Below are 26507 nucleotides of genomic sequence, written 5' to 3'. Positions count from 1 at the left end.
GGAGCCTGTCATCGGGCTCGCCGAAGGCGAGACCCGGTGGCGGGGCATGACAACGGGGGCTAATTCAACACCCGCTTCCCGTCCGGGCTCGGACTGTCGAGCGAGAAGGTCGGCACGTCGATCTCAAAACGTTCGCCGGCTTCGGTGACCATCTGATAGCTGCCGGTCATGAAGCCGGATGCGGTGGGCAGCGGCACGCCGCTCGTGTATTCGAAGCGTTCGCCGGGCGCCAGCACCGGCTGCTCGCCGACCACGCCTTCGCCGCGCACCTCCTGGCGGCGGCCGGTGGCGTCGGTGATGATCCAGTGCCGCGTGCGCAGCTGCACCGTTTCCGGGCCCGAATTGACGATCACGATCTTGTAGGACCAGAAATATTCGCGCCGGTCGACCGACGAGCGATCCGGCATGAAGTTCGGCTCGACGGTGACTTCGATCTGGCGGGTAACGGCGCGGTACATACGGCTCAATCCGATAATCTCGGCGCGTGATCTGTTCTGACCGGATCACGCACAAACAGGGCGCCATCATAGCCAATTGGTCAGCCGGAACCAATCGCCTGCCGGGCCGTGAAAAGCCGGACTTGGGCAGCCGGGCTTGGGCAGCCGGATTTGGAAAGCGGAGCTCGGAAAGCCGGATTTGGGGCCGTCCGTTCATCGCGGTTTCAACATAGTTCCGCTCTAAAGCGCGGCCGCATGTCGCCGCACTCTGCGCTTTGTCGGCAAGTCGTACGCGAATAGTATCTTTTCAGCTGGGCATGCGGGCGTCCGCGGCCGACACGGTGTTTGATGAGCTCGATTGCCGATCCCATAGCCGGTGCGCCGGCGGCTGACGCCAAGGCCGAGGCCAAGAGCGACACCAGGAGCGAGGCCAGGGCGAAGGCTGCCGCGCCCGCGATCACGCTGCCGGCGACCGGTGAGCGCGAGCTCAGGCTCGACCTGTTCCGCGGGCTCGCGCTGTGGCTGATCTTCATCGATCATCTGCCGACCAATCTTCTGACCTGGCTCACGATCCGCAATTACGGCTTCTCCGACGCCACCGAGATATTCATCTTCATCTCCGGCTACACCGCGGCCTTCGTCTATGGCCGCGCGATGCTGGAGGGCGGCTTCGTGATCGCGACTGCGCGCATCCTGCGCCGGGTCTGGCAGATCTACGTCGCGCATGTCTTCCTGTTCACGATCTTCCTCGCCGAGATCTCCTACGTCGCGACCTCGTTCGAGAACCCGCTCTACAGCGAGGAAATGGGGATCATGGACTTCCTCAAGCAGCCCGACGTCACCATCGTCCAGGCGCTGCTGCTGCGCTTCCGGCCCGTCAACATGGACGTGCTGCCGCTCTATATCGTCCTGATGCTGTTCCTGCCGCTGATCCTGTGGCTGATGAAATGGAAGCCCGACGTGACGCTTGGCCTGTCGGTCGTGCTCTACGCGCTGACCTGGCAGTTCGACCTTTATCTGTCGGCCTATCCGAACGGCTTCTGGGCGTTCAATCCGTTCGCCTGGCAATTGCTGTTCGTGTTCGGCGCCTGGTGCGCGCTCGGCGGCGCGCGACGGATGTCGCGCATCCTGTCGTCGAACATCACGATGTGGATCTGCATCGTCTATCTGGTCGCCGCGTTCTTCGTGACGCTGACCTGGTACGTGCCGCAGCTCGGCCACATCATGCCGAAGCTCATCGAGCAATGGATGTATCCGATCAACAAGACCGACCTTGACGTGTTGCGGTTCGCGCATTTCCTCGCGCTCGCAGCCCTCACCGTGCGCTTCCTGCCCCGGGATTGGCCGGGCTTGAAATCGCCCTGGCTGCGACCATTGATCCTGTGTGGCCAGCATTCGCTTGAGATATTCTGTCTCGGGGTATTCCTCGCCTTTGCCGGTCACTTCGTGCTTGCCGAAGTCTCCGGCGGTGCTGCACTGCACGCCTTGATCAGTGTCTGCGGCATCCTCATCATGTGCGGGATGGCGTGGATTATTTCGTGGTACAAGCACTCCGCCGACAAAGGCGCCTCGAAAAAAGGTGCCGCCGGCAACGCCGATATGGCGGGAGGGGGAGCATGAAGTCCGCGCAGACGATGCTGGGCCTGATGCTGCTGGCCGCCTGTTTGGCGGCGGCGCCCGTGCGCGCCGGCGACACCCCCGATCCTGCACCACCGGCACCGCCCTGCGACGTGCCCGCCTATCTGCTGGCGAGCGAAAGCTCGCTGCCGAAGGTCACCGATGCGGTGAAGGCCAACCAGCCGCTCAACGTGCTGGTGGTGGGCAGCCGCTCCTCGACCATCCAGGGCAACGAGGCGAGTGCCTATCCGGCCGAGCTGCAGGCGGCGCTGAAGGAGGCATTTCCGTCGGCGACCATCGATCTATCCGTAGAATTACAGGGAAAGAGCACGGCCGAAGAGACCGCGGGAACTCTCGTTAAGCTTGTCGAAGCAAAAAAGCCTACTTTGGTTATCTGGCAGACCGGAACGGTCGATGCTATGCGAGCGGTCGATCCCGACGAATTCCGTACCGCCATCAACGACGGCGTTGTTGCGTTGCGGGGCGCCGGGACTGACGTGGTGCTGGTCAATCTGCAATACAGCCCGCGTACGGAGACGATGATCTCTGCACCGCCATATCTCGACAATATGAAGGTGGTGGCGCAGCAGCACGACGTTCCGCTGTTCGACCGGTTCGCGATCATGAAGCAGTGGAGCGACGCCGGATATTTTGATCTGTTCAGCACCTCGCATGGTGTCGATCTGGCCAAGAAGGTTCACGCCTGTCTCGGCCGGGCCCTTGCGAAATTCGTGATCGATGCGGCCCATCTGGGCCCGGTGCAGCAGAATTAGAGGAAGCAGAGTTGATGCGTTTTGTCTTCCCTTTTCGCTCCTCGGTAGCGCGAGGCCTGTGCGCCGTGGCGGCGCTGGCGCTGCTCGCGCCGCTCTCGGTTGTGCCGTTGTGCGCGCAGACCGGCCAGGCCGACCAGCATGCCGCGCTGTCATCGGGTGCAAAGACTGAAGCAGTCAGGCCTGATGCGGCCAAGCCTGCGGTGATCGCCGCCGACACGTCCGATCAGCAACCGGGCGTTGCCGCCAAGGCGCTCGACAAGGTGAAGCAGGTCGCGAAATCCGCCAGCGACATCTTCCACCGCGTACCCTGTCATCAGCCGACCGGCGTGCCGAACAGCACCGGCTCGCTGCCGCATGTCGCGGCCAAGCTCGCGGCCGGCAAGCCGGTTATCATCATCGCGTTCGGCTCGTCCTCGACCCAGGGCTATGGTTCGTCGGCGCCGGAATTCACCTATCCCAACCGGCTCGCCGGACAGTTGCGCCGGCAATATCCCTCCGCCGACATCACCGTGCTCAACCGCGGCAAGGGCGGTGAAGACGCGCCCGAGATGATGCGGCGGTTGCAGACTGAAGTGATCGACGTGCATCCCGACATGGTGATCTGGCAGGTCGGTACCAACGCGGTGCTGCGCAACCTCGATCCCACCGAGACCGCCAAGCAGGTCGAGGACGGCGTGGCGCGCATCCAGGCCGACGGTGCGGACGTCGTGCTGGTCGATCCGCAATATTCGCCGCGCGTCACCGAGCGCCCCGAAAGCGCACGCGGCATGGTGAAGCTGCTCGGCCGTATCGCCGCGTTGCGCCATGTCGGCATCTTCCCGCGCTTCGAGGTGATGCGCGACTGGCACGAGAAACAGGCGATCCCGATCGACGATTTCGTCATCGCCGACGGCCTGCACATGAACGACTGGGGCTATGCCTGCTTCGCCCAGTTGCTCGGCGACGACATCATCCGCTCGGTCGGCGCGATCAAGATCGGCGTCAACGTCCCCGCCGACGTCAGGACCTACCGGCCGATGTGATGGGATGGTCTTCTCTCCCCTTGCGCTTGCTCCACCACCGTCACCCTGAGGTGGCCGCTTCTTCAGCGGCCCTCGAAGGGTCGACGGCCCGGCCGGTGGCCGTGCATCCTTCGAGGCTCGCTCCGCTCGCACCTCAGGATGACGGGTCTGCTACCGTCGCGGATCATCCCGGCCGCGCCTACCAGCAATCTTGACCTCGCCGCGGTAATCCGCTCCCTTGGCGCCTCTACCAAGCCTCAAGGGAAACGCTCATGTCTTTCGTGCTGGCCATCGATCAGGGCACCACTTCGTCGCGCGCCATGGTGTTTCGCAGCGACATTTCCATCGCCGCGGTCGCGCAACAGGAGTTTCCTCAGCATTTCCCGGCCTCCGGCTGGGTCGAGCACGAGCCGGAGGACATCTGGACCTCGACCGTGATGGTGTGCCGCGAGGCGCTGGAGAAGGCCGGGCTGAAGGCGAAGGACATCGCCGCGATCGGCATCACCAACCAGCGCGAGACCACCGTGGTGTGGGACCGCGCCACCGGCCAGGCCGTGCACCGAGCCATCGTCTGGCAGGACCGCCGCACCGCCGATATCTGCGCCAGGCTCAAGGCCGAAGGCCATGAGCCGGCGATCTCGGCCAAGACCGGCCTGATCATCGATCCCTATTTCTCCGGGACGAAAGTCGCCTGGATACTCGATCACGTGCCGGGCGCGCGCGAACGCGCCGAGCGCGGCGAGTTGTTGTTCGGCACCGTCGACTGCTATTTGTTGTGGCGGTTCACCGGCGGCCGAGTGCACGCCACAGACGCCACCAACGCCTCACGCACGCTGCTGTTCAACATCCACACCGGCGCGTGGGACGACGACCTCATCAACCTCCTGCGCGTGCCGCGCTCGATGCTCCCCGAGGTGAAGGATTCCTCCGCCCGGTTCGGCGAGAGCACGGCCGATCTGTTCGGCGGCCCGATCGCGATCTCGGGCATTGCCGGCGACCAGCAGGCCGCGACCATCGGCCAGGCCTGCTTCGAGCCCGGCATGATGAAGTCGACTTACGGCACCGGCTGCTTCGCGCTGCTCAACACCGGCACCACGCCGGTGGCCTCGAAGAACAAGCTGCTCACCACCATCGCCTACCAGCTCGGCGGCGAGCGCACCTACGCGCTCGAGGGCTCGATCTTCGTCGCCGGCAGCGCGGTGCAGTGGCTGCGCGACGGGCTCGGCATCATCAAGCATGCCGCCGAGACCGGGCCGCTCGCCGACAAATCCGACAGCATGCAGAGCGTCTATTTGGTGCCGGCCTTTGTCGGCATGGGCGCGCCGTACTGGAATCCGCGCGTGCGCGGCGCGCTGTTCGGCCTCACCCGCAACACCGGTCCGGCCGAACTCGCCCACGCGACCCTGGAGAGCGTCTGCTACCAGACCTTCGACCTGTGGGCCGCGATGCGCACCGACTGGCCGGAGGCAAACGCCGCCAACACCGTGCTGCGTGTCGACGGCGGCATGACCGCGTCGGACTGGACCATGCAGCGGCTTGCCGATCTGCTCAACGCGCCGGTCGATCGCCCGATGATCCAGGAGACGACTGCGCTCGGGGCCGCCTATCTCGCCGGCCTCGAGGCCGGGGTCTATCCGGAGCCCGCAAAGTTCGCCGACAATTGGCGGCTCGAGCACCGCTTCAGGCCGGCGATGAGCGAGGCGACGCGCGAGCGCAAGCTCGCCGGCTGGGCCCGCGCCGTGAAGGGCGTGCTGGCGAGCGACGAAGCGGAGTAGCGCCGGGAGAAAAATTCCGGCTCAAGTCTTGCAACCAAAAATAACAACCATTGGAGAACAACAATGAACACGGATCTCAACCGCGTCACCAGGCTACTCACCGCCGCACTCTGTGCAGCAACGCTGGCCGCGCCTGCCGCCGCGCGCGAGAAGCCGAGCCCGCTCGTCGCAGCGCGTGAGGTCAAGACCGACGTCGCCGGGCTGAAAGCGCCGGGCCAGATCCTGATCGACGTCTGGGGCATCCCGCATATCTATGCCGGCAACGAGCAGGATCTGTTCTTCCTGCAAGGCTTCAACGCCGCGCGCGACCGGCTCTGGCAGATCGATCTCTGGCGCAAGCGCGGGCTTGGGCTGCTCGCGAAGGATTTCGGCCCCGCTTATGCCGAGCAGGACAAGGCGCTGCGGCTGTTCCTCTATCGTGGCGACATGAATGCGGAGTGGGCCGCCTATGGTCCGAAGGCGAAAACCTATGCCGAGGCGTTCGTCGCCGGCGTCAATGCCTATGTCGCCGACGTCAACGCGGGCAAGCGGCCGCTGCCGATCGAGTTCAGGATCGCCGGCACGAAGCCGGACCTGTGGTCGGCGGAGGACGTGGTGCGCGTCCGCAGCCACGGCCTGACCCGCAACGTCGCCTCCGAGGTGAAGCGGTCGCTGGTCGCCTGCGCCGCAGGCCTCGATGCCGATCGCTTCCGCGTCAAGCTGGAGCCGGAATGGACCACGAAGATCCCCGACGGGCTCGATCCGTGCAGCGTGCCGAAGGGCGTGCTCGCGGCCTACGACCTCGCCACGCGCCCGGTCAAGTTCGCCGCGCCAAAAGACCAGAGGGCGGCGCTGGCGCACGATCCCGACACATTCCTCGCCGAGGCCGATCAGCAGCGCGACACCATCGGCTCCAACAACTGGGTGATCGCGGCCTCGCGCACCGCGACCGGACGTCCGATCCTCGCCAACGATCCGCATCGCGAGCATTCGGTGCCGTCGCTGCGCTACATCGTCGGCCTCAACGCGCCCGGTATGTCCGTGATCGGCGCCGGCGAGCCGGCGCTGCCGGGCATCTCGATCGGCCATAACGACACCATCGCGTTCGGTCTCACCATCTTCAACGTCGACCAGGAGGACCTCTACGTCTACGACCTCAACCCGGACAATCCGAACCAGTATCGCTACGGCACGGGCTGGGAGGACATGCGCATCGTGCATGAAAAGGTAGCGGTGAAGGGCGAAGCCGACCGCGACCTCGAGCTGAAGTTCACCCGCCACGGCCCGGTGATCCTTGTCGACGCCGACAAGAAGCATGCGTTTGCCGTGCGCTCGATCTGGTTCGAGCCGGGCACCTCGGCCTATTTCGGCTCCTCCGACTACATGACCGCGAAGTCGTGGAGCGGCTTCCTCGGCGCGATGCGGCGCTGGGGCGCGCCGTCGGAGAACCAGGTCTATGCCGACACTAGCGGCAACATCGGCTGGGTCGCCGCCGGCAAGACGCCGCGCCGCACCAGCTTCGATGGCCTGATGCCGGTGCCCGGCGACGGCCGCTACGAGTGGCAGGGCTTTCTGTCGCTCGACGAGTTGCCGAAGCAGTACCAGCCGAAGCAGGGCTTCATCGCCACCGCCAACCAGATGAACCTGCCGGCGGATTATCCGGTCAATGAGCGCCGGGTCGGCTTCGAATGGTCCGACAGCGCGCGCTGGCAGCGCATCGTCGAGGTACTGCAAGCCAACAGCAAGGTGACGCTGGCGGATGCGATGGCGTTGCAGAACGACGACACCGGCATGCTGGCGCGGCGCCTCGTCGCGCTGCTGAAGCCGCTCGCGTCTGACGATGTCAACGTCAAGAAGGGCCTTGATCTGTTGAAGGCGTGGGACGCGCGCGACACGGAGGACAGCGCGGCAGCCGCCGTCTACGAGGTCTGGATTGCGAACCATCTCGGCCCGGTGCTGCTCAAGACCACGGCGCCGAAGGCGGCCGAGCTGATCGCGCCGGAAGCCTCCAGCATCTCTGCCATTGTCGGCTATCTCGAAAAGCCGGACGCGGCGCTCGGCAGCAATCCCGCCGGCGAACGCGACCGCGTGTTGCGCGACAGCCTCGGCGAGGCCGTCGCCGACGTCACCGGCAAGCTCGGGCCCGATGCATCGATGTGGCGCTGGGGCCGTCTGCACGTCGCCAGGTTCGATCACGCGCTGATGCCGCTCGCCGACAAGGCGACCGCGGCGCAGATGCAGGTCGGCCCGCTCGCGTTCGGCGGCGCCGCCAACGTGCCGCGTGCCGCCACCTATCGCCGCTCCGATTATCACCTGCTCTCCGGTGCCTCGTTCCGCATGGTGCTCGATGTCGGCAATTGGGATGCGAGCCGCACCGTCAACACACCCGGCCAGTCCGGCGATCCCTTCAGCGGCCACTACCGCGACCTCGCGCCGCTGTGGGCGACGGGCCAGTATGTGCCGTTGCTCTACAGCCGCGGCGCCGTGGAAGCCGCGACTGCGGAGGCGATCACGCTGACGCCGCGGTGAGGCGGGAGGCTGCAAGGCTACGCCACAAACTCGATGTCGTCCCGGCGCAGGCCGGGACCCATAACCACGAATGCGGATTGTCTTCCGATGCTGGGGCCACAGCGTGCCTTGGCAACTCGACCCTGTGGTAATGGGTCCCGGCCTGCGCCGGGACGACGGCGAGTGTGTGGCTGTCGCCTTCGCGCTCTACCCCGTCTGCTTCTCCTGCACTTCCAGCATCGCACGCAACGTGTCGTCGCTGAGCTTGCCGTTCGGCGACGGCGTGCGCCGCTCGACAGCCTCGACCGGTCGCGCATGATGCGGAACGACCGGAGCGCTGCGCACCGGTGCACCGTCCTCGACGTCGGCGGCCTCATCAGCCGCACTCGCGCCATACGCATAACCGACACCGCGCCGGCGCCGCGTGGGCTTCGGCTTCGGTGGCGGCGGCGTGGTGATGATCGGCGGCAGCGTGTGATGGCGCGACACGGTCGTTGCTCCGGTGGCCTCTGTACATGGAGCCGCTGATTCGCCAAATCACCCACTGACAAATCGGTAACATTGTTACTCGGCGTTGCATTGCATCTGCCGCGACATGCGAATATCTCCGGCCGACACGCAGAAACAAAGGTTGCTTAATGCTGCTGCCCGACGGTTACTCCGACATTCCTCCCGGCAAGGTCGCCGCCGTCGTCACACATCTGGAAATGACTGCACGTCCGCCGCTGCGCGATGATCCGCCGGGCGCGTGGCGCCTGCGCAAGGTCGATCCACCCGCGCTCGATTGGTATCGCGATCTCTACCGCCGCGTCGGCGAAGAGTGGCTGTGGTTCACCCGCACCGGGCTCGAAGACGCCGATCTCGCCTCACGGATCCACGGGCCCGGCGTTGAGCTCTACGGGCTGGTCGGCGACGGCCAGGACGAAGGCTTGCTCGAACTCGATTTCAGCGTGCCCCGCGAATGCCAGCTGCTCTATTTCGGCGTCACCGCAAAATTCATCGGCACCGGCGCCGCGCGCTTCCTGATGAACCGCGCGCTGGAGATCGCCTGGTCGCGCGACGTCGGCCGCGTCTGGGTGCACACCTGCACCTTCGATCATCCCTCCGCCGTCGCGTTCTATCAACGCTCCGGCTTCCGCCCGTTCCTGCGCCAGATCGAGGTGGCGGATGATCCGAGGCTCGACGGCAAATTGCCGCGCGATGCGGCGAGGCACGTGCCGGTGATTGGGTAGCTGCCGCCACAGACTCCGCTGTCGTCCCGGGCAAGCGTAAGCGCGACCCGAGACCAATAACCACCGAAGTGAGTTGGCTTGCAGCGCTGGGGCACCAGCCTTTGCCGCAACGGAAGCCGGTGGTTATGGGTCCCTGCTTCCGCAGGGACGACACTGAATAATGTGGCTCAATTGCTGGCAATGCTTCGTCAGAACGACTCGGCCCGTTGCAATGCGGCGCAAGCCATCTACGATGGTGCAAAGCGCAACCTTTGACCCCGGCGTGGCCGCAACCCCGAAAGCCTTGCTCTCGCCGGTAGTGGCTGCCGCGGCATGACCGACGAGATGACAGATGTTCCTGATCGGCCAGTACGACTCGCCCTTTGTCCGCCGCACCGCGATCGCGCTGCGGCTTTATGGCTTGCCGTTCGAGCACAAGCCGTGGTCGACCTTCGGCGATGCGGAGAAGGTTGCGGCCTATAATCCGGTGCAGCGGGTGCCGACGCTGGTGCTCGACGACGGCCAGGCGCTGATCGAGAGCAGCGCGATCCTCGACTACCTCGATGAGTTGGTCGGGCCGGAGCGGGCGATGCTGGCGCGCTCCGGCGTCGAGCGGCGTCGGCATCTGCGCATCATGGCACTGGCGACCGGGCTCGCCGACAAGGCGGTGAGCCTGGTCTATGAGCGCGTGCTGCGCAAGGAGCAGCTCAAGCTGTGGGTCGAGCGCTGCGAGGGGCAGATCTCCCGCGTGCTCGCGGTGCTGGAGCAGGAGCGCGCAGCCGTGCAGACGCCTTACTGGTTGGGCGATCGCATCGGTCATGCCGACATCGCGGTGGCCTGCGCGTTGCGCTTCACCGGCGAGGCACATCCGCATCTGTTCGATGTGCGCTATCCGGCGCTGCAAGCCCACGTCGCGCGCTGCGAGGCGCTGCCGCCGTTCCAGGAGATCGCGCAGCCGCTGGCGCCGCCGAAGGGGTAGGGATGTGAAATCTCGTAGGTGAGTTGAGCACGCCTCTCAGGCTCCCTCTCCCACTGCGGGAGAGGGTGGGGAGAGGGGGTGGCCCCGGGCGAGATGATCGATGGACTGCACGTCCTCGCAATTTGCTTCCTTATCGTTGCGAGGTATCCGGAGAGCGCTCGCCGTGTGGCACCCCTCTCCCCAGCCCTCCCCCGCAAGGGGGGAGGGAGCCCTTCGGCTGGTGCCTTCCTCACGCGCGCGTGTCACTGAATTGCCCGACGGGCAACTCAGCAAAAACCCGTCAAGTGCCAGCCTTGAAAATATTTCGCTTTATCCGAAGTGTAACTCGGTGTATGAATTCCCCGTCTCGCCCGATCGAGGGGCGTTTCGCGATCGTCACGAACGCGGGTCGAGATGCGGTGGACGCTGATTGCGCAGTCGACGAATGCGCATGATGCAGACGGCGAAATCGTGCAGGCCTGACGCCCTAGTGGTAGGTGTCTTTTCCGATTGCGCAATGCGCGTTGCGAAGACGGTGACAACAAAGCCCAGTCTCGCCGGGGAGAGCACGTATAAGCCGTAACCCATCGCGCAGGGAAAGCCGGATTGCTCCGGTTACACCTGTGGTCCTACCCCCGTGCTTTCTACCTTTTGCACGGGGCCCATGAGTGCGATCGGCACCCGGCTTTCCCTGCGCCCTCTGTGAGAGGAGGGCGGAAACGAAATCCAAAGCTCGGGCGAAACATGTCGCGAGAATGCGATGCTGTGTCCCCATCCTCATCGTCGTCCTGGCGAAAGCCAGGACCCATTACCCCGAATCTCTATTGTTGCGCGACGCTGGGGCCAGTATCCCGTTCATCACCGCATGCGGTGGTTATGGGTCCTGGCTTTCGCCAGGACGACGGCGGTGTACGTGGCGACGGTGATGGCCATTCGCTGGCAGCACCACTCCGCGTGACCCCGAGACGCGCGCTTCGGGCTACCCATTATCTGCCCGATCTTCTATGGTGACCTGATCCGGTTCGCATGCGGCGAACTCGATAAATCCATGATATCAAAGGCTTAAGGCTCGGATCGAAGCCTTTGGAGGGCGGTTTGACGCGGTATATTTCGACCAGGGGTGAGGCCCCGGTGCTTGGCTTCTGCGATGTGATGCTGACCGGGCTTGCCCGTGACGGCGGGCTCTATGTGCCCGAGACCTGGCCGCAGCTTTCGCACGAGACCATCGCCGGCTTCTTCGGCCGTCCCTATTGGGAGGTCGCGGTCGAGATCATCCGCCCCTTCGCCGCCGGCGAGATTTCCGACGCCGAGCTCGGCCGCATGGCGAACGAGGCCTATGCCACGTTCCGGCATCCCGCGGTGGTGCCGCTCGACCAGGCCGGGCCGAACCAGTTCCTGCTCGAGCTGTTCCACGGTCCGACCTTGGCGTTCAAGGACGTCGCGATGCAGTTGATCTCGCGGCTGATGGATCACGTGCTGGCCAAGCGCGCGCAGCGCACCACCATCGTGGTCGCGACCTCCGGCGATACCGGCGGCGCCGCGGTCGAAGCGTTTGCCAATCTCGACAATGTCGACCTCGTCGTGCTGTTCCCGAACGGCCGCATCTCCGAGGTGCAGCGCCGCATGATGACGACGACGGGCGCGTCCAACGTCCACGCGCTGGCGATCGAGGGCACGTTCGACGATTGCCAGGCGCTGGTGAAGGAGATGTTCAACAACCATCGCTTCCGCGACCGGGTGGCGCTGTCGGGCGTCAACTCGATCAACTGGGCGCGCATCGTGGCGCAGGTGGTCTATTACTTCACGTCGGCGGTCGCGCTCGGTTCTCCCCAGCGCACGGTCGACTTCACGGTGCCGACAGGCAATTTCGGCGACATCTTCGCGGGCTATGTGGCAAAGCGCATGGGGCTGCCGATCCGCTGGCTGCGCATCGCGGCCAACGTCAACGACATCCTGCCGCGTACGCTGAAGACCGGCAATTACGAGGTGCGCGAGGTGCACGCCACGGCGTCGCCGTCGATGGACATCCAGGTATCCTCGAATTTCGAGCGGCTGTTGTTCGAGGCGTCTGGCCGCGACGCCGACCAGGTCCGCCGCCTGATGGCCTCGCTGAAGCAGTCCGGGCGCTTCGTGCTCCCTGATGCGACGCTGGCCGCCGTGCGCCGCGATTTTGACGCCGGCCGCGCCGATGAGACCGAAACCGCGGCTGCGATCCGCGCCGCCTGGCGCGAGGCGGGCGATCTGGTCGATCCCCACACCGCGGTGGCGCTCGCGGTCGCCGACCGCGATACCTCGGATTCCAATATCCCGAACATCGTGCTGTCGACCGCACATGCGGCCAAATTCCCCGACGCGGTCGAGGCCGCCTGCGGGGTGCGTCCGCAGCTGCCGGCCTGGCTCGGCGGGTTGATGACCAAGTCCGAGCACATGACGGTCATGAAGAATGATTCTGCCGAGGTCGAGCGCTTCGTGCTGTCGGTCAGCCGTGCTGCCAAGCAGGGAGTTGCCTGAATGAGCGTTGAAATCACCAAGCTGCCGAGCGGCCTGACCGTCGTCACCGACACCATGCCGCATCTGGAGACTGCGGCGCTTGGGGTCTGGGCCGGGGTCGGCGGGCGCGACGAGAAGCCGAACGAGCACGGCATCTCGCATCTGCTCGAACACATGGCGTTCAAGGGCACTGCGCGGCGCTCCTCGCGTGAGATCGTCGAGGAGATCGAGGCGGTCGGCGGCGACCTCAATGCCGGCACCTCGACCGAGACCACGGCCTATTATGCGCGGGTGATGAAGGCTGACGTGCCGCTGGCGCTCGACGTGCTCTCCGACATCCTCGCCAACCCGTCCTTCGTGCCGGATGAACTCGAACGAGAGAAGAGCGTCATCGTGCAGGAGATCGGCGCGGCGCAGGATACGCCCGACGACGTCGTGTTCGAGCATCTCAACGAGCTCTGCTATCCGGACCAGCCGATGGGCCGCTCGCTGCTCGGCACCGCCAAGACGCTGAAGGCTTTCGACCGCGACATGCTGCGCGGCTATCTGTCGACGCATTACCGCGCGCCCGACATGGTGGTCGCCGCCGCCGGCGCGGTCGATCACAAGCGCATCGTCGAGGACGTCGCGCAGAAATTTTCCAGCTTCGACGCCACGCCGGCGCCGAAGCCGCAGGCTGCGATGTTCGGCAAGGGCGGCTCGCGCGTGGTGCATCGCGATCTCGAGCAGGCGCATCTGACGCTGGCGCTCGAAGGCGTGCCGCAGAACGACCTGTCGCTGTTCTCGTTGCAGGTGTTCACCAACACGCTCGGCGGCGGGATGTCGTCGCGGCTGTTCCAGGAGGTGCGTGAGAAGCGCGGGCTGTGCTACTCGATCTACACCTTCCATGCGCCCTACACCGACACCGGCTTCTTCGGGCTCTACACCGGGACCGATCCCGCCGACGCGCCGGAAATGATGGAAGTCATCGTCGACGTCATCAATGATGCGGTCGAAACCCTGACCGAGGCCGAGGTCGCCCGCGCCAAGGCGCAGATGAAGGCCGGGCTGCTGATGGCGCTCGAAAGCTGTTCATCCCGGGCCGAACAATTGGCGCGTCATGTGCTAGCCTATGGCCGGCCGCAGACCGTGGAAGAGCTGGTGGCGCGGATCGACGCGGTCAGCGTCGAATCGAGCCGCAATGCCGCCCGCGCCCTGCTGTCGCGCAGCCGACCCGCCGTCGTTGCCCTCGGCAGCGGAAGGGGTCTGGACACGGCGGTGTCTTTTGCGGAAGGATTGACGAACTCGAAGGCAAAGACGCTGCTGCATTAGAAGTTACCTCTCCCCGCCTGCGGGGAGAGGTCGGATTGCTCGCGGCGATGCGAAGCATCGTCCGGTGCAATCCGGATGAGGGGTACGGGGCTCAATAGTCGGCTTGCTTGCGGACAGAGCCCCTCACTCCGACCCTTTCCCCGCGAGCGCGGGGCGAGGGAGCAAAAGGCGGGGAGTGTTGGGCCATGGCCCTGTTTCGTTTGCCGTCTAGCGGACCGGCTGCACTGATGCCGCGCGGTCATGGGCTGCTGCTGCGGGCGCCGCAGATGTCGGATTTCCCGCAATGGGCCCAGTTGCGCGAATTCAGCCGCGCCTATCTCACGCCATGGGAGCCGATCTGGCCCTCCGACGACCTGACCCGCGCCGGCTTCCGCCGCCGGTTGCGCCGCTACACCGAGGATATCGCCGCCGACCGGTCCTATCCGTTCATCATTTTCCGCGAATCGGACGGGGTGATGATCGGCGGGATCACGCTCGCCAATGTCCGCCGCGGCATCGTGCAGGCCGGCACGATCGGCTATTGGGTCGGTCTGCCGCACGCCCATCGCGGCTACATGACGACGGCGCTGCGGGTGCTGCTGCCCTCGCTGTTCGGCGAGCTCAATCTGCACCGCATCGAGGCCGCCTGCATTCCGTCCAACGCGTCGTCGATCCGCGTGCTGGAGAAGTGCGGCTTCACCCGCGAGGGCCTGGCGCGGCGCTATCTCTGCATCAACGGGATCTGGCAGGACCATTTGCTGTTCGGCCTGCTGCACGAGGATTTCCGCGGCTGATTCCTGAGCCTTTTGGCCGATGGCAGGCCGCGTTCCATGCCTTCTCAAGATGCCTTGGGTTCGCCGCCATTGGCTTGCTATAACGCCCGCGAAACGGGGAACCCGGATTTGGAGAGTTTAGGGATATCGCATGGGTGACAGGGTGATCAGGTTCGCGCTCGCAGCGGCGGTGTCGATCGGGCTCGGGGCCGCCCTGCTGCCGTCGGCGGCTTCGGCGCAGTCGCTCAGCGACCGCTTCAAGAGCCTGTTCGGCGGCGGCTCGTCCGACTCGGCGAAGCCGGCGACACCCGCGGCGCCGCAGCAGCTCAACGACGCCGATGCCGAGCTGACCTGTCCGCCGGTGCAGATCCGCTCCGGCGCCTCGACCTATTCGGTGGCCGCGACCGGCAAGGAAGCGGTCGGCAATGACGTCAAGTTCCTGGCCTCGATCACCCGCACCGCGCGGCAATGCAATCTGAACAGCGGCATGATCACCGCCAAGATCGGCATCCAGGGGCGGATCATCGTCGGTCCCCAGGGCGCGCCGCCGTCGATCCAGGTGCCGCTCCGCGTCGCCGTGGTGCAGGGCGGCGTTGGCGAGAAGACGATCGCGACCAAGGCCTACACGACGACCGTGCAGATGGATGAGAGCGGCAGCGTGCCGTTCAGCCTGGTCGCCGAGGATTTGGTCTATCCGGCGCCATCGGCCGCCGACAACGACAACTACATCTTCTATATCGGCTTCGACCCGCAGGCCCTGAAGCCGGAGCCCAAGCCGCGCGCCGCCCCCCACAAGAAGAAGTAGGACTGGCGCGTTTTCGAGCGAAGTGGGTTACCGGTTCGCGTGAAGAAAGCGCGTCACAGCAAAACCAGCCGAATCAGGCGAACGGATTTGGACAAATAAAAAGGCCGGCGCGATCAGCTCGCGCCGGCCTTTTCTGGAAGGAGTTGAGATCGCGTCAGTTCAGCTTGGAGCGGACTTCGGCGATGCCCTTGCCGACGAGGTCGTCGGCAACCGAGCCCTTGACCGACTGCGACAGGATGGTCGAGGCGGCGGTCACGGCGGCGTTGGCCGCGGCGGCGCGCACATCGGCCACGGCCTGGGCTTCGGCCTGGGCGATCTTGCTCTCGGCAGTCTTGGTGCGCCGGGCGACAAAATCTTCCATCTTGGTCTTGGCTTCGGCTGCGATCCGTTCGGCTTCGGCCTTGGCGCCGGAGATGATCTCCTGGGCCTCGCGCTCCGCGCTGGCGCGGCGTGCCTTGTACTCGCCGAGCAGCTTATTGGCCTCGTCCTTCAGACGGCGGGCGTCCTCGAGCTCGGCCTTGATGCGCTCGGCACGGTGGTCGAGCGCCGCCAGCAGGGTGCGGTGGACGCCGAGGTAACCGAACACGACCATCAGAACGACGAAGGCGATCGCAACCCAGGTTTCCGGTTCGTAAAACATCGTCTATCCCTTCAGCGAAGCGTCGACGGCGCTGTTGACCGCATTCGCGTCCGGCGTGACGCCGGCAAGTTGCTGGACGATGGCGCCGGCCGCATCCGCCGCGATGCCGCGGACGTTGCTCATGGCGTTGGTCCGGGTCGTTGCGATCTGCTTCTCGGCGTCGGCGAGCTTGGCCGCCAGCTTCTCTTCCAGAGCCTTGCGTTCGGCTTCCGAGGCCGCGTTCAGCTTCTCGCGGGTCTCGTTGCCGATCGCCTGCGCGTTGGAGCGCGCATTCGCCAGCTCGGTTTCATAGGCCTTCAGCGCCGCGTCGGACTCGTCCTTCAGCTTCTGCGCCTCGGCCAGATCGCCCTCGATCTTGTTCTGGCGTGCATCGATCGTCCCGCCGACACGCGGCAGAGCGATACGCGACACGATCAGATAGAGCGCGACAAATGCAATCGCCAGCGACACCAGCTGCGAGGCGTAGTTGGACGAATCGAACGGCGGAAAGGCTCCGCCGTGATGTCCGCCTTCTGCCTCGGTGTGGGCGCCGGCTTTCTGGCCTTTTGCCTCGCCATGACTCTCAGCCATGGTGTTCTCCTGTTGCTGTCATGCACGCCGCCCTTGGAACGATCCTCGGGCGGCGCGAAGTGGTTACCGCGAGAGCGGAACCGGGTTGCCGCCAAAGCGGAACCGGGGTGCCGCTCAGAGCGGAACGAACAGCAGGAGCAGCGCGATCAGCAGCGAGAAGATGCCGAGCGCTTCGGTCACGGCGAAGCCGAAGATCAGGTTGCCGAACTGGCCCTGAGCGGCCGAGGGGTTACGCACCGCAGCGGCGAGGTAGTTGCCGAAGATGATGCCCACGCCGACGCCCGCGCCGCCCATGCCGATGCACGCGATGCCCGCGCCGATAAGTTTTGCTGCTGCCGGTTCCATTTGTAGCTCCTTGAGAAAGATAGACAGATTGGTGGGTGGAGATTCCCCGGACCGCTTAGTGTCCCGGATGAATGGCGTCGTTGAGGTAGATGCAGGTCAGGATCGCGAACACGTAGGCCTGCAGGAACGCGACCAGCAGTTCGAGCGCGTACAGCGCGACCGTAAGTGCGAGCGGCAGCACGCCGCCGACCCAGCCGAGCGCGCCCAGCGAGAAGCCGAGCATCGCCACGAAGCCCGCGAACACCTTCAGCGCGATATGGCCGGCCAGCATGTTGGCGAACAGACGAACGCTGTGCGAGACCGGCCGCAGGAAGAACGACAGGATCTCGATGAACATGACCAGCGGCAGGATGTAGATCGGAACGCCGGAGGGGACGAAGATCTTGAAGAATTTCAGGCCGTTCTTGTAGAGGCCGTAGATCAGGACCGTGAAGAACACCAACAGCGCAAGGGCTGCGGTGACGATCAGATGGGTCGCGATCGTGAAGGTGTAGGGGACGACGCCGACCAGGTTCGAGACGCAGATGAACATGAAGAGCGAGAAGATCAGCGGGAAGAACTTCATGCCTTCCGCGCCGGCGTTGCCGCGAATCGTGCTGGCGATGAACTCGTAGGAGAGTTCGGCGACCGACTGCAGCCGTCCGGGGACCAGGTCCCGGCCGCTCGCCAGCATCAGCAGCGCAATCAAGAGCACCGCGATGAACATGAAGAGCGACGAATTGGTGAAGGCGATCGTGTGATTGCCGATGTGGCCGAGCGTGAAGAGGGGCTCGATATTGAATTGGTGGATCGGGTCGATTTTCATCCGCGCGGCTCTTGGTCCACCGGCCATCGTGCCGGTAATCGAATTTCAAATGTCGTGACTTCCCGCCAGCGCTCAGCGCTTGCCCGAGGCCACGCCCGCGGACCTCACCACGTTGACCACGCCGGCGACGAAGCCGAGCAGCGTTAACACGATGAAGCCGAATGGCGACGTCGACAGCAAACGGTCGAACCCCCAGCCAATCGCCGCTCCGACGGCAACGCCCGCGATCAGCTCCGAGGAAAGACGAAAACCGAGCGCCATCGCCGAAGCTCTGGCCGCACTGTCCCCGCTTTCATTACCGGATTGATCAGTCTTGCTCCTGCGGCTGTCGCGAATTTCTGACAACCGATGATCGAGACTTCCGAGCCTTGCGGAAAGCGCAGCTTCGTCAGGAGGCGATTGATCGCGACTTCCATCTGCGCCGTGGTTGGTGTTCTCAGCCATGCTGCAAACACTAACCGATGCCGCGGATGATGGAAATTGCGCCCGTCCCCGTCAAAAGCCGCGCGGACCATACTTACCGAGTCTAATCAAGTCAAGATTGCGTCGTAACCAGTTATTGCTTTGATTCTGCTGGTTTTATTTGGAGATATTCAAGGTCAGAGTGACGCAGTGTTCGCAGTGCAACAGCTTGCGTGGCATTGAGCGATGTTGCGTGGCTTTTCCGGCTCTGCTGGGATCACCGAAAGTCCATCCTCTCGTACACAGTCAAGGTTCCGCATGCCGCGCCAGATCGACTACTACTTCTCGCTGCAATCACCTTGGGCCTATATCGGCCACAAGCCCTTCGTTCGGCTCGTAAGCACTTACGATCTCAAGGTAAATTACCGGCCCGTGCTGCTGGTCGATCTGTTCTCGGAGACCGGTGGATTGCCGCTCACCAAGCGCCATCCGGTGCGGCAGCGCTACCGGTTGATCGAGTTGCAGCGCTGGCGCGACAAGCGCGGGCTGAATTTTCATCTGCAGCCGGCCAACTGGCCGTTCAACGGTCGCCTCGCCGATGGCGTCGTGATCGCAGCGCTCGAGGCGGGGCTCGATCCCGAGCCGTTTTTGCAACGCGCCTATCCCGCGGTGTGGGAGCTTGAGCTCAACCTTGCCGATCCCGCGACGCTGGTAAAGCTTGCCGATGATGCTGGTCTGCCGGGCCGGCAGCTGGTGGAGCGCTCAGGCTCGGATGCGATCAGTGCGGCCTATGAGCAGAATCGCCAGGATGCATTGGACGCCGACGTGTTCGGCTCGCCCGGATACGTGCTCGATGGCGAGGTGTTCTGGGGCCAGGACCGGATCGAATTGCTCGAGGACGCGTTGAAGTCAGGCCGCAAGCCCTATAGCTCTGTGGTCTAGGGGCAGGAAGCAAAGTTGAGGCGGAGCAAGCCATGCCCATCGCGATGTCCCTGTCGAAATTGTCGATCGCAGTTGCTGCCGTTCTGATCTCAAGCGGCGCGGCGACGGCGCAAACCGCGCCCGACACCGAGAACGGTCGCTACGCATTGTCTCCGGCCGGCGACGGCTTCCTGCGGCTCGATACACGCACCGGCGCGGTGTCGACCTGCACCAATTCGAGCGCCGGCTGGGCCTGTTACATGGTGCCCGACGAGCGGGCGGCGCTGGATGCCGAGATCGGGCGCCTGCAAACCGACAATGAAAAGCTGAAGGGCGAGCTCGCCGCGCGCGCCCCGTCGGCCAAGACCGATGAGGCGTTGCCGAAATCGGATCAGCTGAAGAAGCCTGAGCCGAAGGTCGCCGAGGGCGAGCGCAAGATCGAGATCCCGCTGCCGAGCGACCGCGACATGGACCGCATGATGTCGTTCGTCGAGCGGGCCTGGCGGCGGCTGATCGAGATGGCCAACCGCGTGCAGCGCGACGTCAATGGCGGCAAGATTTGAGGCGGCTGCACAATGGGTCCCGGCTCCCGTACGCAATTGCGCACTAGGCCGGGACGACGTGCTGAGAAAATACAGATGAACTCACCGAGAAAAACGGTCCGCTCGGCGCCATCTTCCGTCGCGGCAACCAGCATCGTCTCATCGCGCTTGACGGTCGAAACCCAGGGCGCGGGCTTCACCGACGTCACGCGCGAGGTCGCAATATTCCTGCGCGAGGTGCGCGCCGGCGAAGGCGCGGTCACGCTGTTCATCCGTCACACTTCGGCCTCGCTGACGATCCAGGAGAATGCCGATCCGACGGTGCTGGTCGACTTGATGACAGCGCTCGATCGCGCCGCGCCCGAAGACGGCGGCTGGCGTCACGACACTGAAGGTCCCGACGACATGCCGGCGCATATCAAGACCATGCTGACGGCGACCTCGCTGCAGGTCCCCGTGCTCGATGGGGAGATGGCGCTCGGCACCTGGCAGGGCATCTATCTGATCGAGCATCGCGCCCGTCCGCACCGGCGCGAGATCGTGCTGCAATTCATTGGCGCCACGCGGTGACGCGTTCGATCTAGCTTCCAAAACGACATCGGCCGCGGATCGCTCCGCGGCCGATGCATTTTGATCGAAGCGTCGACCGGTCAGGTCTTGGTGATGTCGACGTCCTTGGTTTCCGGAATGAACAGCGCGCCGACCACGACGGTGATTGCCGCGAAGACCACCGGATACCAGAGACCGGAGTAGATATCGCCGGTGGAGGCTGTGATCGCGAACGCGGTCGCCGGGAGCAGGCCGCCGAACCAGCCGTTGCCGATATGATAGGGCAGCGACATCGAGGTGTAGCGGATGCGGGTCGGGAACAGTTCGACCAACATGGCGGCGATCGGGCCGTAGACCATGGTGACGTAGATCACCAGGATGAACAGCAGTCCGATGATCGCAGCCACCTGCGGACGGAAGACGTCGAACGGGTTCGACATCTTCACGATGCCGGCGTCACCCGGCTTCGGATAGCCTGCCGCCTGCACCGCTGCGAGGATCGCGGGGTTCGACGTCTTGGCGTCCGTGTACGGCACCTCCTTGTCGTTGACCGTGATCTTCACCGGCGAGCCGGCCGGGCCAGGAATGGTGGAGTATTTCACCGACGACTGGGCAAGGAAGGCGCGGGCGGTGTCGCAAGGCGCCGTAAAGACGCGGGTGCCGACCGGGTTGAACAGATCGCCGCAACCGGCGGGATCCGCAATGACCTGCACCTTGACCGTCTCATAGGCCTTTTCCAGCGCCGGGTTGGCGTTGGTCGTAATCATCTTGAAGATCGGGAACAAGGTGAGTGCGCCGATCAGGCAGCCCGCGAGGATGATCGGCTTGCGGCCGATCTTGTCCGACAGTGCGCCGAATACCAGGAAGAAGCCGGTCCCGAGCAGCAGCGACCAGGCGATCAGCAGGTTGGCGGTGTAGCCGTCGACCTTCAGGATCGATTGCAGGAAGAACAGCGCGTAGAACTGGCCCGTGTACCAGATCACCGCCTGGCCCATGGTCAGGCCGAGCAGAGCGAGGATCACGATCTTGGCGTTGCTCCAGGTCCCGAAGGCTTCGGTCAGCGGCGCCTTGGAGGTCTTGCCTTCCTCCTTCATGCGCTGGAACACCGGCGATTCGTTCAGCCGCAGGCGGATCCAGACCGAGATGCCGAGCAGCAGCACGGAGACCAGGAACGGAATACGCCAGCCCCAATCCGCGAAGTCCTTTTCACCGGTGAAGCTTCGCGTGAACAGGATCACCAGCAGCGACAGGAACAGTCCGAGCGTTGCCGTGGTCTGGATGAACGAGGTGTAGTAGCCCCGCTTGCCCTGCGGCGCGTGCTCGGCGACGTAGGTCGCGGCACCGCCATATTCGCCGCCGAGCGCGAGGCCCTGCAACAGGCGCAGCGAGATCAGGATGATCGGCGCCGCGATCCCGATGGTCTTGGCGCTGGGCAACAGGCCGACGATGAAGGTCGACAGACCCATGATCAGGATGGTGACGAGGAAGGTGTATTTGCGGCCGACGATGTCGCCGACCCGGCCGAACACGATCGCGCCGAACGGGCGCACCAGGAAGCCCGCAGCGAAGGCCAGCAGCGCGAAGATGTCCCGGGTGGCAGGCGGATAGTCGGAGAAGAACTGCGCGCCGATGATGCCGGCCAGTGAACCGTAAAGATAGAAGTCGTACCACTCGAAGACGGTGCCCAGCGACGACGCCAGGATGACGAAACGCTCATCCTTCGTCATGCCGGCGGGCCGCGCCGAAGTTGCAGTCATAGTGGACATCTGGATTGCTCCCCCCGAATTATTGCTGCCATGCTCGCCCCCGGCTGGCGGGTTAGACCCGAATGGGCCTTAGGCTTAATTTGAGGGTAACATCGCAGTGAAACCGGTCCCAATAAGACTTTTGGCTTTTGCACGCTCGAACTTATGTTCAGAGCCAAGAGTTGGATGGAACGACCCTGCGTGCGTCTATTGCGGCGCACAAGCTCGGCGGGTTAACTGCGTTGGCATCTGGCATTATCGAGCCCTTGCGTGATACTGCCGCGCGGGCGACAACCGAACGGCGCGGGTTTGCCAAAACCCGCTTGTGGGACTGAGATGACTGCTGCTGCCAATACTCATCTTGTCATCGCCGACGACCATCCGCTGTTCCGCGATGCGTTGCGCCAGGCGGTGTCCAGCGTCGTGAGTTCGGCCACGATCAGCGAGGCCGGATCGTTCGAGGATCTGACCGCGCTCCTGGAACGGGACTCCGATGTCGACCTGATCCTGCTCGACCTGAGCATGCCGGGGATCAGCGGCTTTTCCGGCCTGATCTATCTGCGCGCGCAATATCCGGCGATCCCGGTGGTCATCGTCTCCGCCAGTGACGATGCCGGAACCATCCGCCGCTCGCTCGACTTCGGCGCCTCCGGTTTCATCCCCAAGCGTTTCGGCGTCGAGACGTTGCGGGATGCCATCATGAAGGTGATGGAGGGCGACGTCTGGGTTCCGCCGGACACCGATCTGTCGGCGGCCGGCGATCCCGACATGACCCGTCTGCGCGACCGTCTGGTGACGCTGACCCCGCAGCAGGTGCGGGTGCTGATGATGCTGTCCGAGGGGCTGCTCAACAAGCAGATCGCCTACGAGCTTGGCGTCTCCGAGGCGACTATCAAGGCCCACGTCTCCGCCATCCTGCAGAAGCTCGGCGTCGAAAGCCGCACCCAGGCCGTGATCGCCGCCGCCAAGATCGCCGGCGGCCAGTGGCGCCAGGGCACGCCGTCGAGCTGACGGCCATCGCCGCGCCTTTCGTCCCGTCACCCTGAGGAGCGCGCTCTTGCGCGCGTCTCGAAGGGTCGACGGCCACCAGCCGGGCCGTGCATCCTTCGAGGCTCGCCCAGCGGCGCAATCGCGCCGCAAGGCTCGCACCTCAGGATGACGGGAAAATCAGGAGGCCTCGCCGCAGCTACTCCGCCGCCACCATCTGCTGCGTCCGCCATTGTCCGAGCAAAGCGCGCAGCGAGGCGGGTTTGACCGGCTTGTTGAGGACCGCGATGTTTTCCTCGCGCGCGGCGGCGCGCACCGCCGGGCTGCGGTCGGCGGGGATCAGGATGGCCGGGATGCCGTCGCCGAAGCGGCGGCGGATCTCGCGGATCGCGGCGACGCCGTTGCCGCGGTCGAGATGGTAGTCGACCAGCACGCCGGTGACGCGTCCGCCGGCAGCCTCGATCGCGCTGATCGCGCCGTCGGCATCGAGCACCGCGATCACCTCGGCATCCCACGCCGTCAGCAGCGTCTTCATGCCGTCGAGAATGGCCGGATCGTTCTCGATACAGACGATCAGGGAGCCGCTCATCGGCGTCTTCGACAGCGGCGTAGCCGTGGTCACGGCCGCGGTATGGTTGACGGCGGTCGCGACCGGCACGGTGACCGAGAACGCCGAGCCGCCGCTCACATTGGCCGAGATCGCGATGCGGTGGTTGAGCACGCGCGCCAGCCGTTCGACGATCGATAGTCCAAGGCCGAGGCCGCGGGCGATCCGGGCGCCCTGCTCGAGGCGGTGGAATTCCTTGAAGATCTCGCCGCGCTTCTGCACGGGAATGCCGACGCCGGTATCGAAGATGCTGATCTGGAGCGTATCGCCGCGGCGGCGGCAGCCGATCAGCACGCGGCCGCGCGGGGTATATTTGATCGCGTTGGAGATGAAGTTCTGTAGCAGCCGGCGCAGCAGCGAGCGGTCGGATTCGACCGGCAGCGAGCAGGCGACGAAGCGCAGATCGAGGCCCTTGTCGCGGGCGATCGGCATGAACTCGATCTCCAGCGAGCGCATCAGGTCGGCCATCCGGAAGCTCGTGATCGCCGGCGTCATGGCGCCGGCATCGAGCCTCGAGATATCGAGCAGCGCGCCCAGGATGTCCTCGATCGCCTCGAGCGAGTCGTCGATGTTCTCGACCAGCCGTGAATCCTCACCGCCGTTCTGGCGCTCGATCAGGCTCGTGACATAGAGGCGCGCGGCGTTGAGCGGTTGCAGGATGTCGTGGCTGGCGGCCGCCAGGAAGCGCGTCTTGGAGGCGTTGGCGTCTTCCGCGATGCCCTTGGCGAGCGCGAGCTCGGAGTTCAGCCGCGTCAGCTCCTCGGTGCGGTCGCGCACCCGCTTTTCCAGCGTCGCATTGGCGCGCTCCAGCGCCTCCGCGGCCTCGAAGCTCGGCGTGACGTCAGAGAAGGTGATGACGAGCCCGCCGCCGGGCATGCGGTTGGCGCGCACCTCGATCACCAGATGGCGGTCGGTGAAGCGTTCCAGGTAGGGTTCGCCCTCGGTAGTGTAGGCGCGTAGTCGCAATTGCAGCAGGCTGTCGCCGTCGCCGGCCGACGGCGGGCTGATCGCGCCCATGAATTCAAGGATCTCGGTCAGGGGTATGCCGAGCTGCACCAGATGCTGCGGCAACCCCAGCAACTCGGAGAACTGGCGGTTGGAGCAGATCAGCTGCAGATCGGCGTCGAACACCGCGATGCCCTGGCGCACGTGATTGAGCGCGGTCTGCAGGATCTCGCGGTTGAAATGCAGCGCGGCGTGGGAGTCATCGAGCAGCTTCAGCGCGGCCTTGGCCGACACCGTCCGTCGTTGCAGCAGCAGCGACATCACGAGGCGCGAGGACGCCGCCCCGATCGAGGAGGCGATCAACCGCTCGGCGTGCTGCAGCAGCTCGAAGTCGGCCGGCGCCGATGTCTGCAGCGCGATGTTGCGGTCGGCGGCGAACGCGGCGAAGGCCTCGCGGGTGCGGTCGGGGCCGAGATATTGCGTCACCGTGCTCTGGATGTCCTGCACCGTCACCGTGGTGCGCCAGCGCCGGAAGCTCGGCGCGATCGGAGCCAGCGCATTGGGCACGAACACATCGGCCTGCAACAGCTCGATCGAGGCTGGCGCGCGCGCCAGCGAGAACAGGACATAGCAGAGGATGTTGAGCGCAAGGCTCCACAGCACGCCATGGAGCAGCGGCGGCAGGTCGGCGCCGAACAGCGCCTGCGGCCGCAGTGCCTCGATCCCGAACGGCCCGTGTTGCAGCAGCATCAGGCCGCCGGTGGAGTTTTCCAGGAAGCTCGGGATGAACAGCGTGTAGAGCCACATCGCGAAGCCGACCAGCATGCCTGCCATGGCGCCGCGTGCGGTGGCCCGACGCCAGAACAGGCCGCCGAAGAAAGCCGGCGCCAGCTGCGTGATCGCGGCAAAGGACAACAGGCCGATCGCGACAAGCTGGGTGTTGCCGAGCGCGCGATAGTAGAAATACGCCAGCACCATGATGGCGAAGATCGAGAAGCGGCGCGCCTTCAGGAGAAAATCGCCGAAATCCTTCTGGCCGACGCGGGCGTCGTCGCTGCGGGGCAGCACCAGCGGCAGCACGATGTCGTTGGAGACCATGATCGAGAGCGCGACGCATTCGACGATCACCATCGCGGTCGCCGCCGACAGGCCGCCGACGAACACCGCGAGGCTGAGCAATTGCGAATTGCCCTCGATCGGCAGCGCCAGCACGAACATGTCGGCATCGACCGCGCCGAACGGGAAGATGACGAGACCCGCGATCGCGATCGGAATCACGAAGATATTGATCGCGACGAGGTAGAGCGGGAACAGCCAACGCGCCCTTGTGACCTCGGCGGGGGTCGAGTTCTCCACCACGCTGACATGGAACTGGCGCGGCAGCAGCATGATCGCGCAGAACGACAGCAGCGTCATGATCAGGAAATTGCCGATCGACGGCACATATTCGATCGCGCGCACCGCTTCCGGCGTCTTGAGGGCGCGCTCATAGAGTTCGACCGGGGAGAACATCCAGAAGGTGACGAAGGCGCCGGCGGCGATGAAGGCGACCAGCTTGACGATGGATTCGGCTGCGATCGCGAGGATCAGGCCGTGCTGGTGCTCGGTCGCGTCGGTGTGGCGGGTACCGAACAGCACCGCGAACACCGCCATCGCCAGCGTCACCATCAGTGCGATGTCGCCGAAAACGGGAATTTTCGAGAACGCCTGATCCTCGCTCAGGATGGTCTCCAGCGACGAGGCCATCGCCTTGAGCTGCAGCGCGATGTAGGGCACCGAGCCGATGATCGCGATCAGCGCAACCGTCGCCGCAACCGCCTGGCTCTTGCCGT

General features: G+C 64.9%; 24 protein-coding genes. 15 read left to right on the top strand and 9 right to left on the bottom strand.

The window, feature by feature from the left end:
- Positions 1 to 59: 59 nt before the first annotated feature.
- Positions 60 to 458, bottom strand: a complete 399-nt coding sequence (gene apaG / locus FNJ47_RS11040; protein ID WP_163153106.1) for a Co2+/Mg2+ efflux protein ApaG — start codon at positions 456 to 458, stop codon at positions 60 to 62.
- Between the two features lie 327 nt (positions 459 to 785).
- Between apaG and FNJ47_RS11035 the strand changes: the two genes are divergently transcribed.
- From FNJ47_RS11035 to FNJ47_RS11015, 5 genes are all read left to right on the top strand, one after another.
- The gene (locus FNJ47_RS11035) at positions 786 to 2057 is read left to right on the top strand and encodes an OpgC domain-containing protein (RefSeq protein WP_163153105.1); all 1272 of its coding nucleotides are present in this window, start codon (positions 786 to 788) and stop codon (positions 2055 to 2057) included.
- Positions 2054 to 2827, top strand: coding sequence for an SGNH/GDSL hydrolase family protein (locus FNJ47_RS11030; protein ID WP_163153104.1), 774 nt, complete (start codon positions 2054 to 2056; stop codon positions 2825 to 2827). The genes FNJ47_RS11035 and FNJ47_RS11030 overlap by 4 nt, the downstream gene beginning before the upstream one ends.
- Before the next feature lie 14 nt (positions 2828 to 2841).
- Positions 2842 to 3849, top strand: a complete 1008-nt coding sequence (locus tag FNJ47_RS11025) for an SGNH/GDSL hydrolase family protein (protein WP_235999822.1) — start codon at positions 2842 to 2844, stop codon at positions 3847 to 3849.
- 251 nt (positions 3850 to 4100) lie between these two features.
- The gene (gene glpK / locus FNJ47_RS11020; protein WP_163153103.1) at positions 4101 to 5603 is read left to right on the top strand and encodes a glycerol kinase GlpK; all 1503 of its coding nucleotides are present in this window, start codon (positions 4101 to 4103) and stop codon (positions 5601 to 5603) included.
- A 63-nt stretch (positions 5604 to 5666) separates the two neighbouring features.
- Positions 5667 to 8111, top strand: coding sequence for a penicillin acylase family protein (locus FNJ47_RS11015; RefSeq protein WP_163153102.1), 2445 nt, complete (start codon positions 5667 to 5669; stop codon positions 8109 to 8111).
- Between the two features lie 186 nt (positions 8112 to 8297).
- Here the strand turns inward: FNJ47_RS11015 and FNJ47_RS11010 are convergent, their stop codons facing one another.
- Complete coding sequence (locus FNJ47_RS11010) at positions 8298 to 8579, bottom strand: hypothetical protein (protein ID WP_163153101.1); 282 nt, start codon at positions 8577 to 8579, stop codon at positions 8298 to 8300.
- 149 nt (positions 8580 to 8728) lie between these two features.
- Between FNJ47_RS11010 and FNJ47_RS11005 the strand changes: the two genes are divergently transcribed.
- The 6 genes from FNJ47_RS11005 (at position 8729) to FNJ47_RS10980 (ending at position 15617) form a co-directional block, all read left to right on the top strand.
- Positions 8729 to 9322, top strand: coding sequence for a GNAT family N-acetyltransferase (locus FNJ47_RS11005; protein WP_163153100.1), 594 nt, complete (start codon positions 8729 to 8731; stop codon positions 9320 to 9322).
- Between the two features lie 331 nt (positions 9323 to 9653).
- Positions 9654 to 10280 (top strand): glutathione S-transferase family protein, encoded by a 627-nt coding sequence (locus FNJ47_RS11000; protein WP_163153099.1) that lies wholly within the window; start codon positions 9654 to 9656, stop codon positions 10278 to 10280.
- Positions 10281 to 11354: 1074 nt separating this feature from the next.
- On the top strand, positions 11355 to 12770 hold the full coding sequence (thrC, locus tag FNJ47_RS10995) for a threonine synthase (RefSeq protein WP_163153098.1): 1416 nt from the start codon (positions 11355 to 11357) through the stop codon (positions 12768 to 12770).
- On the top strand, positions 12771 to 14060 hold the full coding sequence (locus FNJ47_RS10990; RefSeq protein ID WP_163153097.1) for a M16 family metallopeptidase: 1290 nt from the start codon (positions 12771 to 12773) through the stop codon (positions 14058 to 14060).
- 185 nt (positions 14061 to 14245) lie between these two features.
- Positions 14246 to 14833, top strand: coding sequence for a GNAT family N-acetyltransferase (locus FNJ47_RS10985; protein WP_029079870.1), 588 nt, complete (start codon positions 14246 to 14248; stop codon positions 14831 to 14833).
- Positions 14834 to 14963: 130 nt separating this feature from the next.
- A complete protein-coding gene (locus tag FNJ47_RS10980) occupies positions 14964 to 15617 on the top strand; it encodes a hypothetical protein (RefSeq protein ID WP_163153096.1) in 654 nt (217 codons plus the stop codon).
- Between the two features lie 154 nt (positions 15618 to 15771).
- Here FNJ47_RS10980 and FNJ47_RS10975 read toward each other — a convergent pair whose 3' ends face one another.
- From FNJ47_RS10975 to FNJ47_RS10955, 5 genes are all read right to left on the bottom strand, one after another.
- Positions 15772 to 16257, bottom strand: coding sequence for a F0F1 ATP synthase subunit B family protein (locus FNJ47_RS10975; protein WP_163153095.1), 486 nt, complete (start codon positions 16255 to 16257; stop codon positions 15772 to 15774).
- Between the two features lie 3 nt (positions 16258 to 16260).
- Positions 16261 to 16827: a F0F1 ATP synthase subunit B gene (locus FNJ47_RS10970; RefSeq protein ID WP_163153094.1), complete on the bottom strand. Its 567-nt coding sequence runs from the start codon at positions 16825 to 16827 to the stop codon at positions 16261 to 16263.
- Between the two features lie 114 nt (positions 16828 to 16941).
- Positions 16942 to 17172 carry a F0F1 ATP synthase subunit C gene (locus tag FNJ47_RS10965; RefSeq protein ID WP_016847054.1) on the bottom strand — a complete coding sequence of 77 codons (231 nt, stop codon included), beginning with the start codon at positions 17170 to 17172 and terminating at the stop codon, positions 16942 to 16944.
- 55 nt (positions 17173 to 17227) lie between these two features.
- The gene (locus tag FNJ47_RS10960) at positions 17228 to 17977 is read right to left on the bottom strand and encodes a F0F1 ATP synthase subunit A (RefSeq protein WP_163153093.1); all 750 of its coding nucleotides are present in this window, start codon (positions 17975 to 17977) and stop codon (positions 17228 to 17230) included.
- Between the two features lie 72 nt (positions 17978 to 18049).
- Positions 18050 to 18421, bottom strand: a complete 372-nt coding sequence (locus FNJ47_RS10955; RefSeq protein ID WP_163153092.1) for an AtpZ/AtpI family protein — start codon at positions 18419 to 18421, stop codon at positions 18050 to 18052.
- Positions 18422 to 18697: 276 nt separating this feature from the next.
- Here FNJ47_RS10955 and FNJ47_RS10950 point away from each other — a divergent pair, with 276 nt between their 5' ends.
- The 3 genes from FNJ47_RS10950 to FNJ47_RS10940 all read left to right on the top strand — a co-directional run bounded on the left by FNJ47_RS10950 (position 18698) and on the right by FNJ47_RS10940 (position 20412).
- Complete coding sequence (locus tag FNJ47_RS10950) at positions 18698 to 19321, top strand: 2-hydroxychromene-2-carboxylate isomerase (protein ID WP_163153091.1); 624 nt, start codon at positions 18698 to 18700, stop codon at positions 19319 to 19321.
- 32 nt (positions 19322 to 19353) lie between these two features.
- Positions 19354 to 19863, top strand: a complete 510-nt coding sequence (locus FNJ47_RS10945; protein ID WP_163153090.1) for a hypothetical protein — start codon at positions 19354 to 19356, stop codon at positions 19861 to 19863.
- A 75-nt stretch (positions 19864 to 19938) separates the two neighbouring features.
- Positions 19939 to 20412: a secondary thiamine-phosphate synthase enzyme YjbQ gene (locus tag FNJ47_RS10940; RefSeq protein WP_163153089.1), complete on the top strand. Its 474-nt coding sequence runs from the start codon at positions 19939 to 19941 to the stop codon at positions 20410 to 20412.
- A gap of 80 nt (positions 20413 to 20492) precedes the next feature.
- Here the strand turns inward: FNJ47_RS10940 and FNJ47_RS10935 are convergent, their stop codons facing one another.
- Positions 20493 to 22157: an MFS transporter gene (locus FNJ47_RS10935; protein WP_163153088.1), complete on the bottom strand. Its 1665-nt coding sequence runs from the start codon at positions 22155 to 22157 to the stop codon at positions 20493 to 20495.
- 315 nt (positions 22158 to 22472) lie between these two features.
- On the opposite strand from FNJ47_RS10935, the gene FNJ47_RS10930 reads away from it, so the two are divergent.
- Positions 22473 to 23147 carry a response regulator gene (locus FNJ47_RS10930; RefSeq protein ID WP_163153087.1) on the top strand — a complete coding sequence of 225 codons (675 nt, stop codon included), beginning with the start codon at positions 22473 to 22475 and terminating at the stop codon, positions 23145 to 23147.
- Between the two features lie 175 nt (positions 23148 to 23322).
- Here FNJ47_RS10930 and FNJ47_RS10925 read toward each other — a convergent pair.
- Positions 23323 to 26507: PAS domain-containing hybrid sensor histidine kinase/response regulator (locus FNJ47_RS10925; RefSeq protein ID WP_163153086.1), on the bottom strand; the 3185-nt coding region annotated here is incomplete at its 5' end.

Source organism: Bradyrhizobium uaiense (assembly GCF_010811875.1).
GTDB lineage: Bacteria > Pseudomonadota > Alphaproteobacteria > Rhizobiales > Xanthobacteraceae > Bradyrhizobium > Bradyrhizobium uaiense.
The sequence above is the reverse complement of the archived record's forward strand: the minus strand, read 5'-3'. Positions and strand labels throughout refer to the sequence as shown.